The 16,559-nt window shown below is 63.7% G+C and carries 15 protein-coding genes; 6 read left to right on the plus strand and 9 right to left on the minus strand.

Translation table 11 applies throughout. The features are described from left to right. On the minus strand, positions 1-847 hold an 847-nt coding region (locus tag GWP04_00510; GenBank protein ID NIA24028.1), incomplete at its 3' end, for an IS110 family transposase. Between the two features lie 97 nt (positions 848-944). Here GWP04_00510 and GWP04_00515 point away from each other — a divergent pair. The 6 genes from GWP04_00515 (at position 945) to GWP04_00540 (ending at position 7,451) form a co-directional block, all read left to right on the plus strand. After that, positions 945-1,664 carry a glycosyltransferase gene (locus GWP04_00515; GenBank protein NIA24029.1) on the plus strand — a complete coding sequence of 240 codons (720 nt, stop codon included), beginning with the start codon at positions 945-947 and terminating at the stop codon, positions 1,662-1,664. Continuing rightward, positions 1,661-2,014 (plus strand): DUF2304 family protein, encoded by a 354-nt coding sequence (locus GWP04_00520; GenBank protein ID NIA24030.1) that lies wholly within the window; start codon positions 1,661-1,663, stop codon positions 2,012-2,014. The genes GWP04_00515 and GWP04_00520 overlap by 4 nt, the downstream gene beginning before the upstream one ends. Beyond that, on the plus strand, positions 2,011-3,669 hold the full coding sequence (locus GWP04_00525) for a hypothetical protein (GenBank protein NIA24031.1): 1,659 nt from the start codon (positions 2,011-2,013) through the stop codon (positions 3,667-3,669). Before GWP04_00520 ends, GWP04_00525 begins: the two co-directional genes overlap by 4 nt. Further along, positions 3,666-4,526 (plus strand): glycosyltransferase, encoded by an 861-nt coding sequence (locus GWP04_00530; GenBank protein NIA24032.1) that lies wholly within the window; start codon positions 3,666-3,668, stop codon positions 4,524-4,526. The genes GWP04_00525 and GWP04_00530 overlap by 4 nt, the downstream gene beginning before the upstream one ends. Beyond that, entirely contained in the window at positions 4,523-5,455 is a 933-nt protein-coding gene (locus GWP04_00535; GenBank protein ID NIA24033.1) for a hypothetical protein, read from the plus strand. Before GWP04_00530 ends, GWP04_00535 begins: the two co-directional genes overlap by 4 nt. Positions 5,456-5,540: 85 nt before the next feature. Continuing rightward, entirely contained in the window at positions 5,541-7,451 is a 1,911-nt protein-coding gene (locus GWP04_00540) for a hypothetical protein (GenBank protein NIA24034.1), read from the plus strand. Positions 7,452-7,544: 93 nt separating this feature from the next. Here GWP04_00540 and GWP04_00545 read toward each other — a convergent pair whose 3' ends face one another. From GWP04_00545 to rfbC, 8 genes are all read right to left on the minus strand, one after another. Further along, entirely contained in the window at positions 7,545-8,414 is an 870-nt protein-coding gene (locus tag GWP04_00545) for a hypothetical protein (protein ID NIA24035.1), read from the minus strand. A 58-nt stretch (positions 8,415-8,472) separates the two neighbouring features. Next, positions 8,473-10,725, minus strand: a complete 2,253-nt coding sequence (locus GWP04_00550) for a SpoIID/LytB domain-containing protein (protein ID NIA24036.1) — start codon at positions 10,723-10,725, stop codon at positions 8,473-8,475. Between the two features lie 54 nt (positions 10,726-10,779). Then, complete coding sequence (locus GWP04_00555) at positions 10,780-12,234, minus strand: leucyl aminopeptidase (GenBank protein NIA24037.1); 1,455 nt, start codon at positions 12,232-12,234, stop codon at positions 10,780-10,782. Further along, complete coding sequence (locus GWP04_00560) at positions 12,231-12,776, minus strand: cob(I)yrinic acid a,c-diamide adenosyltransferase (protein NIA24038.1); 546 nt, start codon at positions 12,774-12,776, stop codon at positions 12,231-12,233. Before GWP04_00560 ends, GWP04_00555 begins: the two co-directional genes overlap by 4 nt. Positions 12,777-12,991: 215 nt before the next feature. Next, on the minus strand, positions 12,992-13,837 hold the full coding sequence (rfbD, locus tag GWP04_00565; protein ID NIA24039.1) for a dTDP-4-dehydrorhamnose reductase: 846 nt from the start codon (positions 13,835-13,837) through the stop codon (positions 12,992-12,994). Beyond that, entirely contained in the window at positions 13,834-14,700 is an 867-nt protein-coding gene (gene rfbA, locus GWP04_00570; protein NIA24040.1) for a glucose-1-phosphate thymidylyltransferase RfbA, read from the minus strand. Before rfbA ends, rfbD begins: the two co-directional genes overlap by 4 nt. After that, entirely contained in the window at positions 14,697-15,665 is a 969-nt protein-coding gene (gene rfbB / locus GWP04_00575; protein NIA24041.1) for a dTDP-glucose 4,6-dehydratase, read from the minus strand. The genes rfbA and rfbB overlap by 4 nt, the downstream gene beginning before the upstream one ends. A 7-nt stretch (positions 15,666-15,672) precedes the next feature. Then, positions 15,673-16,218, minus strand: coding sequence for a dTDP-4-dehydrorhamnose 3,5-epimerase (gene rfbC, locus GWP04_00580; GenBank protein ID NIA24042.1), 546 nt, complete (start codon positions 16,216-16,218; stop codon positions 15,673-15,675). Positions 16,219-16,559 lie beyond the last annotated feature (341 nt).

Below are 16,559 nucleotides of genomic sequence, written 5' to 3' on the forward strand. Positions count from 1 at the left end.
GGCGCACATGGGCGTTGCCGGCTTTGGTGATCGACCCCCTCCGGGTGCGTTCTCCCGAAGAATGCTCGCAGGGAACCAAACCGGTGAAAGCCATAAACGAGCGGGCACGGCGAAACCGGCGGAAGTCACACACCTCGACGCACAGGGTGGTGGCCGCCAGGGTGGCGACGCCTCGCAGGACCCGCAGCCGCCCAACCGGGGCAGCCAGCAGCGTCACGGCTGCCATCTCATCGAGACGCTGATCCAACGAGCGGAGCTGCACCGTACGGGTCTCATAGGCGGCCAGTAGCTCACCGAAGGTCTCCTGGACCCAGGGTTGATCGAAACGTAGACCCCTCGCCCAGGCCTCATGGCCGGTATGGAAACCTCGACGCGACGGGAACCGTACGCCGTGACGCAACAAGAAGGCCTTGATACGCTGAATGGCTCGGCGGCGGTCTTCCTTGATGTCCTCACGCACCCGCACCAGATCCCGGATCGCTTCCTCCTCGAGAGAAGGAACCCGGATCGAAGTGAGCTCACCAGCGCGATGTAACCGTGCCAGGTTACGGGCGTCGAGACGATCAGTCTTGACCCGGTCCCCAGACCTGCGCGGAATCAGCGATGGAGCAATAACCTCACAACGCACCCCAAGAGAAGACAGGATCCGGTACGGCTCATAGCCGCACGGTCCCGCCTCGTAACAAGCCACCAGACCCTCGGTTCCCACCCGGGTAACAAGCTTGCGATACGCCTCCACCGTGGTAGGAATCACCCGATGATCAGGCTCCACAACGCCAGGGCGAAGCAACGCCACCGCCGTAGTCTCCTTATGAACATCAAGACCCAGATGCGTAACGTCACTCATGGTCGGCCTCCTCCGTATGTGCGGGCACCTCCCGCAGACAATCCACGACAGTATGCGGACGGGGCCGACCACCCCATAATGACTAGCATCTTGAACCGTGCCACGGTTCCTCACGATCATCCCCGCCTACAACGAGCAGTCGTCCATCGCCATGGTCGTTGCCGATATACGCAAGGCCCTGCCGGAGGGCGACGTCCTCGTCGTCTGTGATGGTTCGACAGACACGACTGCTCTTGCGGCGGCAAGAGCCGGAGCAGCAGTGCTCGTACTCCCTTTGAACCTCGGCATCGGAGGAGCCGTGCAGGCCGGCTACCGTTGGGCGACACTCCACGACTACGACGTCGTGCTTCGCCTGGACGCAGACGGACAGCATGATCCGGCATGGGCCGACGCGCTCGTCCAACCCATCCTCTCGGGTGAGGCGGATGTGACGATCGGATCTCGCTTCGTGAAACGTCTCCAGGGAAACCATCAGCCGCCTCCACTTCGACGGCTCGGCATACTTCTCTTCTCACGAGTGGTGAGCGCGATGACACACCAACCGATCCTCGACCCCACTTCTGGATTCCGCTGCGTCAACCAGAGAGCCGCAGCCTTCTCTGCACGCAGCCACCCGTATGATTTTCCGGAAGTCGAGAGTGTCGTGCACTACGCACAAGCCGGCTTCAAGATCGTCGAGGTTCCCGTCGTCATGCGCGACCGTTCACACGGAACCTCCACGATCACCGGTTTTCGCGCGGCCTATTATGCAGTGAAGGTCCTGCTGGCACTCGCGGTACTCACCTTCGGCAAGAGCAAATTCCGAGACTCGCCATGATTCGACTTCTCGCCGTCGGCGCTTCACTCTTCATCTTCGCTCTCGTGCTCGTACTCGTCAGACGACGCACGCTCCACGAGGAGCATGCTCTCGCTTGGCTCATCGGCAGCGGTGTGATTGCAGCAGCATCGGCGTTCCCAGGCGTCATCGAGACAGTTGCCGACTTCGTGGGAGTCAAGAATCCTCCGAACCTCCTGCTCGGCGCCACGGTCTTCATCCTGGCGTTTGTGAGTCTCCGCCAACAAGTGCAGATATCACATCTCAGCGATCAAACCCGAATGTTGACCCAAGAGCTCGCCATACTCCGGCTCCAAACCGAACAGAATCAGCAAAGGGAAGACAAGGAATGAACAAGGTTCTCGTCGTAGGACTGGACGGAGCAACGCTCGACCTCATCGAGCCTTGGGCCGCTGAAGGCCTCCTGCCAAACTTCGCTCGGCTCCTGGCTGAAAGCCACGGCGGAGTACTCCCATCCACGATTCCTCCCATGACCCCGCCGGCGTGGGTTACGTTCGCAACGGGAGTGACACCCGGGTCACACGGAATCTTCGATTGGACCTATCGCCGAAGCGGCTCCTATGAGACCACGCCTTTCTCGGCAAGAGATATCGCCGTCCCGACCATCTGGGAACACCTCGCGACAAGAGGGCGATCCGCTCTCGTCATCAACGTGCCGATGACCTACCCGCCGAAACCCATCGACGGTGTGATGATCGCAGGAATGCCCGCGCCGAAATGGGATGCCTCTGCGGTGTCTCCGGCGGATCGTTTTGCAGAGATCGCACAGCGCGTCCCTTCGTACGTCCTGTATCCGGATCCCGGCGAGGCGTACAGCAGCCAAGGCACCGAGGGCTTCATCACGCGACTGCATCTTGCGGCAGAGGGTCGCATGCAGACCTGGCGGCTGTTGCGCGAGGAACGAGAGTATGACTTCGAGATGGTTGCGTTCAACGGTACCGATACCGCACAGCACGCCCTCTGGCACCTCATGGACGAGACCCACCCGGCACACGATCCGTCGGCGCCCGAGCGTCACCGCGGCGCCATCTGCGACTACTACCAACGCATAGATGGCTACCTGGGCGAGTTCATGGACACCGCAGAACGCGAGGATCGCATGTTGCTCGTCATGAGCGATCACGGTGGAGGTCCCCTCAAGGGCCTCATCCACGTCAACAACTGGCTTCTGGGAGAAGGCCTGCTCCGGCTCAAATCGAATCTCACGAGCAGGATCCGCTATCGCCTTTATCGTCTGGGATTCACCCCGATGGCGCTGTACGGCGTCCTCATACGCCTCGGCCTCGGAAAGCTGAAGCGCGAGGTGGTTCGCGGGCACGGGCGATCACTTCTCACGACGTTCTTTCTCTCCTTCAGAGACGTCGACTGGACCAAAACTTCCGCGTATTCGATCGGCAACGTGGGGCAAGTGTTCCTCAACGTCGAGGGGCGGGAGCCGCAAGGAACCGTCAGCCCCGATGACTACGACTCCGTCCGCAGAGACATCAGACAACGCCTGGAGGCATGGATGCGCGACGGCGAGCCGGTCGTCGAGCAGGTCGTCTTCTCGGATGAGATCTGGTCGGGTGAGCACGTCGATGACGGACCGGACATCCTGTTCCTGCCGAAAGGGCTCGAATTCTTCGGCTTCGGAGAATTCGAGTTCGGCTCCAACCGAGTGTTCGAAGATCTCAAACAAGGCATCTCCGGGACACACCGGATGCCCGGCATAGGAATATGGTGGGGGCCCGGAACGACCGAGCCCACCGCCGAGGCGAGAGCAGTCGACCAGCACCTCGAAGATCTCGCCCCCACCATCATCCACGCCATGGGGGAAGATATCCCGGCATCGACCCAGGGCCGAGTCCTGCAGGAGATCCTGATCGAGGATCGCGACGTGGTGCGGGCAGCAAGGGACTCCGCACCGGTCAACGGAGATGAGCCGACGTTCACAGAGGAAGAGGAGGCTGCAATCGAAGAACGATTGCGCGGCCTCGGCTACGTATGAACCCAAGAGTCTCGGTAGTGATCGTCGCTTTCAACGGGCTTTCATATCTGCCAAAGCTCAAGGAGGCACTCGACGCTCAGTTGAGCGAGAAAGACGAAGTCCTGATCCTCGATAACAACTCGACCGACGGTACCGCCGACTGGATCGAGTCCAACTGGAGTGATACCCAGCTCGTGCTCTCGGACCGCAACCTCCTCTTCGTCGGTGGGAACAACCTGCTGACTCGTAAGGCCCGCGGTGAGGTCGTTCTCTACCTCAACCAGGACACCGTTCCGGCAGCCGGTGTCGTCGAAGAGGCCGCCCGCTCTGCGGGACCCAAGACGGCCGTCACGTTCGCCCAGATCTTCCCCTGGAGCGGCGTCCCCCTGATCCCATGGCTCGACTGGTCCGGAGCGATGCTATGGAGACGGCCGTCCGATCCATTCGAGCCGACTTCGGCGCTTTCTGGGGGCGCCTTTGCGCTGCATCAGGACATGTTGCAGCAACTCGGAGGTGTCCCATTCGACGTTCGCATGCGGCACTACGCCGAAGACATCAACCTCTCTCTTCGGATACACGAGCTTGGCATGGAAATCCGCGCCGTGAGCTCGGTCTCGGTGACGCATGATTCACGGCCGTCGACGGAGAACGTCGCAGACGATTTCCGGCGGGCCGTCCAGATCTCGAGGGAGAGACTTCTCGCTTTTGCATATGCCCACGGGTGGAGCAATACCGTTCGGAGGCTACCGATGCTGTTGCTTGCAGGATTCCGGAAAGCATCCGTTGATGGTCGCTGGACGCTTCCCAGGGCCCTCGGCCTGACGGTCGCCACCGCTGTCGGCTACGTGTGGGCCCTGTTTCCGCGGACCTCCTCGTGAAACGCAAACTCGGGCGTCTCCTCGTCCCGACCATCCTCGTGATATGGATCGCTCTGCGATTCGATCTCGGCGAGGCGCTGAAACGTATCGCAAGCATCGACCCGATGTTCTTCGGACTTGCACTGATCGCCTTCTCGGTCATGTTGGCTGTGCGGGCATGGCGGTGGCTGATCGTCGTGAGGCTCCTCGGGATCGACACACCGACGGCAGTCGTGGTGAGATCCTTTGCCCTTGGGTTTGCAGGCAGTGCGCTTCTCGGAGAAGGCCTCGGATCTCTTGGTCGTCTCTACGACATGCGACTTGCCGGCGCAGATGCCAAGACGACTGGTTTCGCAGTCGTCTTCGACAAGGCCTACGACGTTCTCGTTCTGGTGGCCCTCGCGCCGGTCGCGGCCATCGTGCTTCCATCGGACACGACAAGGCTGACCCCTGCGACGATCACACTCCTCGTTCTTGCGGTTCTCGGCTTGGCGATTCTGGCTCTCTCGCCCGCTGGGATGAGGACTCTTGGTCGGCTGCTGGCACGTCTGTTCCCAAGACGACCGAAGCTCGCCGGCCTCGGCTCTCTCGGTGACCGCATGGGGCCGCGGCACCACACTGCCGTCGCCGCTCTGAGTCTTGGGGCCCGCTTCGCCCAGTTCACGTTCGTGTGGCTTCTCGCACTGGGACTCGATATTCCTATCTCTTTGCTGGAGATGTCTGCGATCATGACGTTCGTCGGAGCCGTGGTTTTTCTTCCGATATCCATCAGCGGGCTTGGCATTCGCGATCTGTCAATGATTGGCCTCTTCGCCCTGATCGGCTACCCGTCTGCGTCAGCCCTCTCTCTTTCCGTTGCAGTCTTTGCGGTCACAGTCACCGCACGCCTCGTTGTCGGCATTGCCTGGGCCTCTCTCAGGTCCACGAGTAGTGTCGACACACACCTCTGACAGCGAGAACGCGAACCCGCCTATGCACGCAACCCGAACATCACTGCCGACCGGTGGCAGAAAGACGCTGCCGATCCTCCTTGGGATGGCTGTCGCAGCAGGGGCAGTGACATGTCTCGTCGGCGTACCGCGCTCACAGCCCTACGGTTGGATCCTGGTCTTCGCAGCCCTCATCGTCCTGCCCGCCATGTCTCTCGGCCGGTTCTTCGGATTCGAAGGAGGAATCGTCGTCTCCACGATGCTTGGCCTGCCCATGGCCTTCGGCATCCAGTTTCCGCTCTTCGCCATTGCCACCACGATGCATTGGTCCCCGGCCGTGTGGGGAACGGCAGCCATCGGGTTGGGCTTGTGCGCATACATTGCCCAAACGTACGTCGCCCCGGTCAAGAAACCATCGCCCCCGAAGCTCGTTCCGACAGTCATGCTCATCGTGCTCCTCGTTGCCGGTGCTGCAACCGTGTTCCTCTCGGGAAGGGATTCCGACGACTGGGCCTACGGCGCGTACATCGCAGATTCGGCAGCCAACATGCCGCTCATGGCGTCGGATCCGGTACTCGGTACCGACGTCCCGGTCTTCCCCCGCCAGTCCTTGAACCTGTGGCTGGGCTTGCTGGGCGTTGGCGCCCGCGCCTCCTCGCTGGAAGTCCCCGTCCTGCTCCAGGACCACCTCCCGGTCTTCCTTGCCATCATCGCCCTCCTCTCGACATACGTCCTCGGCAAGACACTCGGAGGACGGCCGGCCTGGGGAACGGCGGCCGTCGGCGTTCAACTCGCGTGGTTCCTCACGACCCCCCAGCACTCGGCACCCGGCAATGCACTGCTGTTCAGAATCACCGAAGACAAGTTCGCGGCCATGCTCATTCTTGCCCCGTTGATCTTTGCGGCAATCCTCAAACTCCGTCACCAGTCGCTCAAGCGTGTCGCCCTGTTCGGTATGCTCGCCGGACTCGGACTCGCTGCCGTTCACCCCATCACCTACCTCATCGTGATGGCGGGGCTGGGATCCTGGGCCGCGCTGGGCTTCATCCTCAGAGTGGAGGAACGCAAAGTTCTCATCGTTGCGGGACTGTCGTTCGCAGCAGCACTCGTCGTCCCGCTCATCGGCTACTTCCGACTTCAGACCGTTGGTCCGGCTCCCGGATCTCCTGATGCCCTCGAATTGAGCTCGGTTCAACTCCGGTCGAACATGAGCCGGCTTTGGATTCGTCACTCCAAGCTTCTCTCGGTTCATCCCCTCCTCGTCATGAACCCCCTCACCCTCGGCATGTCCAGCCTCTCGGTGATGCTCCTCCTGTTCCGGCGGAACGCTCGCACAACGCTTGTTGCATCGCTCACGCTGGCAACGGTGCTACTGGCTTTCAACCCCCTCATCACGCCGTTCCTGGGGCATCTCCTTGGAGTGGGAATGCTCTGGAGATTCACATGGCTCCTCCCTATTCCCTACGTGGCTCCGGCCGCAGCCGACGCGCTCGGGGTTGCCGATCGAAAGCAGCTCGCAGCCGCTCCATTGGTCGCGGTCGTCCTCGCTCTGGCGGTTCAGATGCCTCTGATCCCCACCGCCTACGCGGACTGGAGCGGAACTCGATCACAGTTTCGTGCCGATGTAGAACTCACGCCGATGTTCCTCGAGATCAACCGCCACGCGCAGCCGGGAGATTTCGCGATCGCTCCGAACCACCCGATCGGCGTGCGCCTTCCCTCCTACGTCCCGGAGGTTTCCCTCCTCGCCTTCCGGGGCCCTCAGGGCACCCGATGGCACTTCCCTCGTGAGCACGTGGACGACGGAGTGAGACGCGAAGAAGCACTCGAGCAGTTCTACACAAGCACATCGCCGATGCTCGATCAGGACGATCTGACGATCTTGGAGGACTACAACGTACGTTTCGTTGTTCTAGAGCGTTCCGACGACCGATTCGCAGATGCATCGAGTCGCTGGAGCATCGTGGCGGAGTCGGCGAACTGGGCCGTCTTCGATCGGGATGCGCCCCGCCCGTAGCGGGAATGTCCGCGGTCGCGATGTATGACGTGATCGCTCCGAGAGCCGTCAGCGGAGCCCCGAACAAGTCTCGCGAACCCTTCGGCGATCCGACTACGAATCGTACCCAAACCGGCGGAGCCGATCCCCCATCTCCTCGGCCATTCGGACCAACGCCGGATCTCGTCGATATGCGAATCCTCGACGCGGATCAATAGACCGCACGGCGTCGTGAAGCGCGTCTTCGCCGACCTCCAGTCCGCAGAAGTCGGCCGCTGCCCTCACGGTTTCGACGGGACTGGACAGGATGTCCTCATAGTCGATCTCGAGTGCTCGCTCTGGAGGCAGCTGCGCAATCTGCCCGCTTGCCTCCGCCATGTACTCCTCCCAGATCTCGAAGGCTCCCGACAGCCGGTCGGCCGGCGATGACCGTGCGTACGGTCCCGCATAGGCGCCAAGAACAAAGAGTGCTGCACCTCGAGCTTCCAGCCGATCGCTTCGCTCACGGTGAGCAAGGCTCCGTTCGAAAAGGCTCGCAGCCACGTCGACACCGTGTCGCCGCACGTGAAGGACTTTCGCCCGGGGGAACAGGTTCAGCCACAGCGGCAGCGTGAATGTGTTTCGAGGATCCTTCCAGCCCCATGGAAAGTCCAATCGTGACAGCGAACGATACCGGGCGTATCGAAGGGGACCGAGGTACGCGACGAGCAACGGCGAATCCAGCAGCGACCCAATACCGTGGGCGTAGGACGCCTTGAGGCTCTCGGTTGCCAGCAGGTGACGAACCGCAGCCGGATGGTCCCACCTGCCTCCACTCTTGCGGAGCAACATCATGTTCCACCGCAGGAACATTCGCGATTCGGAATTGGCCTCTTTCCACCAGCCCGAGAAAAGGCCAAGTCGCTCCAACAGACCGGTCGCAAGGCTCGTACCGGAACGGTGTGCCCCGATGACAATGACAGGAGGCGTCCTGCTTGGTTTCATATCACGGATCTTCCCATGTCGTACATACACCGGTGTCGGGCCACAACACCCTGGATCATCATTGCAGGAACGCCTGAAGCGCCTGCTCGACCTCCGCCGAGACGGCACCTTCGCCGCCTGCGACGACGATGTCGTGGGGAAGCAGCCGGACGAGTTCGGCGTCTACCGAATCCGGGATGGCGTCGGAGGCGACGAGCAAGACCGGTGCACCCATCGCTGCAGCCGCGGGTGCAGCGGCAAGCCCGTCGGGGAACAGGTCACCGCGCGCCACGTATGCCGTCGCCACCCCCGAGCCGAACACCTGTGCCGATACGAGCGCCGCGGTCTCATAGAGGTCTGCCCCGGCGATCCGCTCCACCGCACCGGTCGTGTAGGCGGCGAGCTCCGCTTCGATCTCCCCACTGACCGCCCCCTCGTCACCGACGATGACGATGCGGGCAGGTTCGAGACGCGCGAGCTCATCTTTCACCGCCGTCGGGATCACGGCCGGGTGCATCGGCAGGACCGGGCCTCCTTGGGCCGCCGCCGCCGGTCCGGCTGCGAGGGCTTCGGGGAAGTCGAATCCGGGTACGACGTAGACCACCGGAACCCCGGCGGCGAACACTGCTCTCGACACTTCGACCGCCGTCTCGAAACGAGTCGGGCCTTCACGGCGGACGACCTGGGGAGCAAACGCCGCCAGCTCCGTCTCCACCGAGGCGGACACGGCGGCAGGGCCGCCCAGGATCACGATCCGGCCCGGATTCAGACGCGTCAGTTCCAGCTTCGTCGCGGAAGGAAGCAGGTCGGTCAAGGTGAGCAGGATCGGTGCGCCTTCCTGGTGAGCGGCCGGCGCCGCGGTGAGCGCGTCCGCGAAGTTCTCGCCTGTGGCGATGTACACGACCGAGGCACCGTCCGGGTACGTCGCCTCCGATAGGGCCGCCGCGGTGGCATATCGGTCCTCGCCCCACAGCCGTTGCACTTCACCCGGCGGTGGCGGCGCATCGCCGCCCATCGTGACACCGGTCACCTGAGGAGACAGCAGCCCGAACACCGAGCGCAGCCACCAGCCCGGGGCGTCGACGCTGCTCGCGATACCGCCGGTCGTCCCGCTGAACCGGACGAAAGCTTCGGGTGGTCCGTTGATGAGCGACGCCCCGGTGAGGGTGTCGAAGTCTGCGTGCCACTCCCGGGTCGTTGTGGCCAGGGCCGACACGATGGTCGATGCGGCAACCGTCTTGGACCAGACGGCCAGCGGGTTGAGCGCAGGATCGGACGCCCACGAGTCGTCGACGGAAACGAGGTATGGGTACTGGACTAACGATCCGAACCCGCCGATGTTGGTTTCCGTCACACCGGATGACGACGAGGTGTAGAAGGCTTCGATGACCCCGTTCTGAGTGAAGCCGGAGTCGGGGTGTGTGAGGACCTTCCCGGCCGTTGCGGTCGCCGCAGCCACCCAGGACGACTGTTGCTCCTGATCCCACCCGTTGTAGACCTGGTCGACGGAGGTTCGCCGCACGTGGCACCAGCACTTGTCTTTCCAGTAGCTGCTCAGACCCGCATCCGCGAGGGTGCCGACCCGATCGCCGGTCTCACGCTGCTGCGCTTTGGCGATCGCGTAGCTGCGGGCCGCGATCGCCTGGGCCTGCAACGCGGACGCTTCCCACGACGGCGGCATCTCGGCGATACCTGCGATGTAGTCCTCGACGTCGACCGCCAGCGACACGTGGAACTTCAGCGTCGGCAGCGTGCCGACGGGACGGATCTTCAAGGTGCCATGCGCAAAGCTGAGTCCGAGGTCCGGGAGTTCCACCCTGGTTCCTTCGGTCCACGAGATGCTCGCCGAGCAATCCCCGGGGTTGCCCTGGGGCACCCCGCCGAACTCGAACTGGCATTGGCTGCCGTTGAACGTGAACGACCACAGCTCACCGTCGCGCGGGGTGACCGACTTCGGGCAGGCTCCCTCGCCGTCGTTTGCCTGGCACAGTTCGAGATCGCCGCCGATCGCCCTGAACTGGAAGGTGAGCCTGCTCTGGAGCAGGCCAACCCACAACGGCTGGTCGTAGGCGAGCAGGAAGTTGTCGGCCGGAAGCATATCGGCGACCTGCCCAATCGACGTGCCGAAGAAGTAGTGGGTGGCGATCTCGCCGGCCGTCTTGCCGTCGAGGGCCATGCCCTGCGCGCCGTACTGGCTGAGACCGATGCCATGCCCATAGCCGCCACCGGCGAACTCGACCTCACCGTCGGCGGGAACGGCGCCGGCGACGGGCGCCAGCGAAGCCACCATCGCGGCGGCAAGCAGAAGCACCAGCGTCGGCCGGACGTGCATATGGACCATTCTCCTCTTCAGGTATCGACTAATGGTGTCATTCCCTTGAAGGGTTCAGGACGCCAGGTCTTCGGCGAGAGCGATCAAAGTCCGCACACCGAACCCGGAACCGCCCTTGAACTGGTAGTGCTCGTCCTCGGGCCAGCGACCCGGACCGGCGATGTCGAGATGCACCCACGGCACGCCTTCAGCGACGAACTCTGAGAGGAACAGCGCGGCGTTGATCGCACCGCCCCAGCGGATCCCGGTGTTCTTCATGTCGGCGATATCCGAGTCGATGTTCTTGCGGTAGTCGTCCGGCAGTGGCATGTGCCAGAACCGCTCCCCCGCCCGCGCCGCGGCGGCGAGCACCTGCTCGGCTGCGTCGTCATCGTTGGCCCACAGACCACCGATCTTCTCGCCGAGCGCCACCTTGCACGCTCCCGTCAGAGTGGCCACGTCGACGATCAGGTCCGGTTCGGCTTCGCTGGCGAGTGAGAGGCCGTCGGCCAGAACCAGGCGGCCTTCTGCGTCGGTGTTGAGCACCTCCACGGTCTTGCCGTTGCGAGGACGGATCACGTCGCCGGGACGCATCGCTCCTCCGCCGGGCATGTTCTCGGTCAGCGGTGCGATCCCGATCACCTTCACCGCAATGCCGAGCGAGGCGATCGCCTGGACCGCCCCGAACACCGCGGCGGCTCCCGACATGTCCGTCTTCATCGTCTCCATGCCCGTGCCGGTCTTGAGCGACAGGCCGCCGGAATCGAACACGATCCCCTTGCCGACCAGAGCCAGGAACGCTTTCGGATCGGCGGGTTCGTAGGCGAATTCGACCAGACGCGCAGGATTGTGCGCTCCCATCGAGACACCCATCAGTCCTCCGAGACGTTCGGCCTCGATCTCGTCGGGCTCGAGGACCTTGACGGTGACCCCCACGGATCGGCCGATCTCGCGTGCCTTGTCCGCCAGGACGGCGGGGGCCTTCGCCAGTGCGGGTTCGTTGATGAGATCACGGGCGAGCACCACCGCATCGACGATCACCGCTGCGTCCCCTGCCCGCCCGGCAGCATCTTCGGCACCTTCGCCAACGAATCTCAGCGACTCGGTCTTGGCGGGTTTCGGCTCCGACTTGTACGTGTCGAACCGGTACTGGCCGAGGAGGAACCCTTCGACGACCGCACCGGCCGTACCGTCCAGATCGACCTGATGCAGAGTCGTGGCCACATCCACCGTCTTGGCGGCCTTGCGACCCAGCCAGCCGGCCGCTTTTCGGAGCGCCTCGAGGTCGACATCCGATCCGAGACCAACGAGGAACAAGGTTCGGAATCCAAGTCGCCCGCCGGTGGGCACGGCGAGGATCTCGCCGGCCTTGCCGGAGAAGTCCTGTTCGTCCAGGTACTCGTCGAGCCAGTCACCGAGTTGTTCTGCTGCCCAGTCGGCTCCGGGACCCCAGGTGCGGTCTTCGAACACGGGGACGGCGAGCGCCTCTCCCGATTCGGACTCGAGCGGGCCTCCTGCGGTGATGTTCACTTCTCGTCTCCTTGTTTGCTGGGTTCCCATTCGGATTCGGTGGCCCGGGCGAGCACGTAGAGGTAGTCGGCGAGCCGGTTGAGGTAACGCAGCGCCTCTTCGAGGCCGCCCTGGCGCGAATAGGTGACGCAGCGGCGTTCTGCACGGCGCACGATCGTGCGGGCGTGCTCGATCAAGGCGGGTAGCGGCGCCTGGCCCGGCACGACGAACTCGCCGGGCAGGCCGACCTCGTCGACCAGTTCGTCGATCCAGGACTCGAGGCGTTCGGTCATCTCGGAGGTCGTCGCACTGGTCCCCGGCTGAAGCTTGTGACGGTTGCCGGGTGCCGTCGCAAGCTCGGCTGCGATCACGAACAGGTCACGCTGGACGGCGAGGATCCGTTCACCCACGAGACCCCCGGCCTGGGTCCTCGCGACACCGAGGGCCGCCACCGCCTCGTCGACGGTTCCGTACGCTTCCGGGGCGAGATCGTCCTTGGGGACACGGCCCCCGTAGAAGAGCCCGGTGGTGCCGTCGTCACCCTTCTTCGTGTAGATCTTCACGCCGGTGAGTGTACTTGGGCCCGAGGTGAAGCAATGGGCCTACATCCGACGCTGCGATCCGAAACGAACGGGTCGACGCCCTCGTCGGATCCCCCGTTCGGAATCCTTCCCCCTCAGAGAAGTGACTTGTGACGCCCTCCCATGGTTCCCCTGAGTGGGCACGGCGAGCGGTGAGGGCTGGGTGCCAAGGGCGTAGCCGTCGGGTGGGTGTTCGGCTATGGCCAGTCGATGATGGCTTGAACGATGTACGGAAGTGATTGTTCCCAGAGTGTCAGGGGTTCGATGTCGAGCTCTGCCAGGCGCTCGGAGCCGAGCACGGACCAGTGGGGTCTCGGTGCAGGGCGGGGGAACGCGTCACTGGTCGTGCGTTGCACCAGGTCGGGGTCGAGACCTGCCAGCTCGACGGCTCGGCGGGCAACTCCGTACCAGGTGGTGACTCCTTGGTTGGTGAGGTGCAGGATTCCGGTCGCGTCGGCTTCGAGGGTTCGCAGGGTGGCGACGGCGAGGTCGTCGGCGATTGTGGGGCAGCCCCACTGGTCGTCTACTACCTGCACGGTTCCCTTTCCGGCTCGCTCCAGGACCGTCGAGATGAAGTTCGGGTGGGTGCCGGAGATCAGCCACGAAGTGCGAACGATCAGGCTTTGTGGGTTGGCGGCCAGGGCCAGGCGTTCCCCGGCGGCCTTCGTACGTCCGTAGGCGTTGATCGGGGCGGTCGGGTCCGACTCGATGTACGGGCGCTCGGCGGTGCCGTCGAAGACGTAGTCGGTCGAGTAGGTGACGAACCGTGCACTGTGCGACGCGCACCAGGCGGCCATCGCCTCCACCGCGGCGGCGTTGACAGTGAACGCGGTCTGCTCGTCGGTCTCGGCGGCGTCGACGGCGGTGTAGGCGGCGCAGTTGATGAGTGTGGCGGGTGCCAGCTCATCGAGGGTCGGGACGATCGACGCAACGTCGGCGAGGTTCAGGTCGGCGCGGGTCAACAGTGTGGCTTCAGGAAGTAGTTTGGCGAACGCGGTGCCGAGCTGGCCCGATGCGCCGGTGACTGCGACTCGGGGCGTCATCGCCGCTCGGCGAGGATTTCTTCGAGGTACGCGCGATATGACGAGACCGGCATCGTCTCGACGACCCGACGGAGCTTGTCTTCGTCGATGAGTCCTTTGCGGAAGGCGATCTCCTCGAGACAAGCGATCTTGAGGCTCTGGCGGCGTTCGACGGTGGCGATGAAATTCGCCGCTTCCAGCAGGCTGTCGTGCGTGCCGCTGTCGAGCCACGCGACCCCGCGATCGAACAGATGCACCTGGAGTCGGCCACGCTTCAGGTACGCCAGGTTGACGTCGGTGATCTCCAGCTCGCCCCGAGCCGACGGTTGCATCGACTTGGCCACCGACACCACCTCGTTGTCGTACACGTAGAGGCCTGGTATCGCATGCCGCGACCTGGGTTGCTCCGGTTTCTCCTCCAGCGACAGCACCTGTCCGTCCGGGGCGAACTCGACGACGCCGTAGCGCTGCGGATCCCGTACCGGATAGCCGAAGATCACCGCCCCATCAGTGAACGACTCGACAACGTCCTCGAGGCCGATCCGTCCATGAAAGATGTTGTCGCCGAGGATCAGCGTCACCGGGTCACCGCCGATGAACGGCTCACCCACGAGGAACGCCTGAGCGATTCCTTTCGGTTCAGCCTGGGTGGCGTAGGCCAGATCGATGCCCCACTGGGACCCGTCCCCGAGCAGATGCCGGAACCGGGGTACGTCTGCGGGAGTCGTGATGATCAGGATGTCGCGGATCCCTGCGAGCATGAGTGTCGACAGCGGGTAGTAGATCATCGGTTTGTCGTAGACCGGCTGGAGCTGCTTCGAAGCGACCCGTGTGATCGGATCCAGGCGGCTCCCGGCTCCTCCCGCCAGAACGATGCCCTTCATCCTCGCTCCCCCTTCAACGGGCGCCACCAGTCCTCGCGACGCCGGTACCAGTCGATCGTCTCGGCCAAGCGCTCGTCCAGCGTCCCGGTCGGCGCCCACCCGAGCGCCCGGATCTTGGACGAATCCACGGCGTATCGCAGGTCGTGTCCGGGCCGGTCGGTCACGTAGGTGATCGACGACTCGTCCCTGCCGAACGCCGCCAGAATCCTGCGGGTCAACTCCAGGTTCGTCACCTGCGCGTTCGCCCCGATGTTGTAGATCTCGCCTGGAGTGCCCTCTTCGATCAGCAGGCGCAGCGCGGCGACATGGTCATCGACGTGCAGCCAGTCCCGTTCGTTGCGGCCGGTACCGTACAGGGGCACCTTGCGGCCCTCCATCAGGTTCGTCACGAACAGCGGGATGACCTTCTCGGGAAACTGGTAGGGCCCGTAGTTGTTCGTGCAGCGGGTCACGATCGCCCGATACCCGTAGGTGACCCCGTAGGAACGCACGTACAGGTCCGCGGCGGCCTTGGACGCCGAGTACGGAGACGACGGCTCCAGCACACCGCTCTCGGAGGCGAAACCATCCTCGATCGACCCGTACACCTCATCGGTCGACACCTGCACGAACAACGGCACATCGTGCCGGCGGGCAGCGTCGATCAGCACCGCCGTGCCGACCAGATTCGTCTCGGCGAAGACCACCGGACCGTCGATGGACCGATCCACATGGCTCTCGGCAGCGAAATTCACCACCACATCGTGACCAGGCATCAACTCCTCGACCAGGTCCCGGTCACGGATGTCGCCGTGGACGAACCGGTGGCCCGACAACTCGTCGAGCTCGCCGACGGTGGCCTTCACCCCGGCATACGTGAGCAGATCCAGATTCGTCACCGCCGCGCCCGATTCCTCGCTGAGGACGGTCCGCACGAAGTTCGAACCGATGAAACCTGCACCACCGGTGACGAGATAGCGGGTCATCGGGTCCTCACTCGAAGATACCTGCGTCGGTGAGCAGCGGCGCCGCCGCGTCCCTGTCCGACAGGAACGGCGTGCCATCGAACGGCCATTCAATGCCGATGGTCGGGTCATCCCAGCGGATCGACCGCTCCCCAGGACCATGGTAGAAGTCCGTCGTCTTGTACTGCACCTCGGCGGGCCCGTCGAGCACGTAGAAACCGTGCGCGAACCCCGCCGGGACCCACAGCTGGCGATGGTTGTCGGCCGATAACTCAATGCTGGTCCACCGGGCCAACGTCGGTGAGGAACGACGTATATCGACCACAACGTCGAAGACCCTCCCAACGGTACAGCGAACCAGCTTCGCCTGTGGAGGATCCACCTGACAATGCAGACCACGCAGCACGCCGGCCTTGGAACGCGAGTGGTTGTCCTGAACGAACGTCACATCCAGACCCGTCGCCTCACGGAACGTGCGAACGTTAAACGACTCACAGAACCAACCACGGTCATCCGCGAACACCCGTGGCTCGAGGATCAGGACGTCAGGAAGATGGGTAGGCGTGACGTGCATCCGCTGGGATGGTAGCTACCCCTGATCGTTCATGAGAGGTTGTGATCGGGTCGGGTTGCGGTGTCGGTGTGGGTTGAAGTCGTGTGTCCGGCGGTTCGGAGCCGGGTCGTGCCGATGGCCCAGGAGGCTGCTGAGTAATGCCGTTGGGTAGATCGGTGACCAGGCGCGCCACCCGTTCGGATCCAGGCCGCAGAATCTCCGCCTCGTACCGGCCGGGATCGAACCGGACCGCACCGATAGTGGCGGGCCGCCTGCGTTCCGGCTTCGGTCACCGGTGCCGGCTACCCTCGCCATGCCGGTGGAACTTCGATTGGTCGCCACACACCAGGGCCGAACGAGTA

The sequence above is a fragment of the Gammaproteobacteria bacterium genome, from assembly GCA_011682695.1.
Lineage (GTDB): Bacteria > Actinomycetota > Acidimicrobiia > Spongiisociales > UBA4744 > BMS3Bbin01.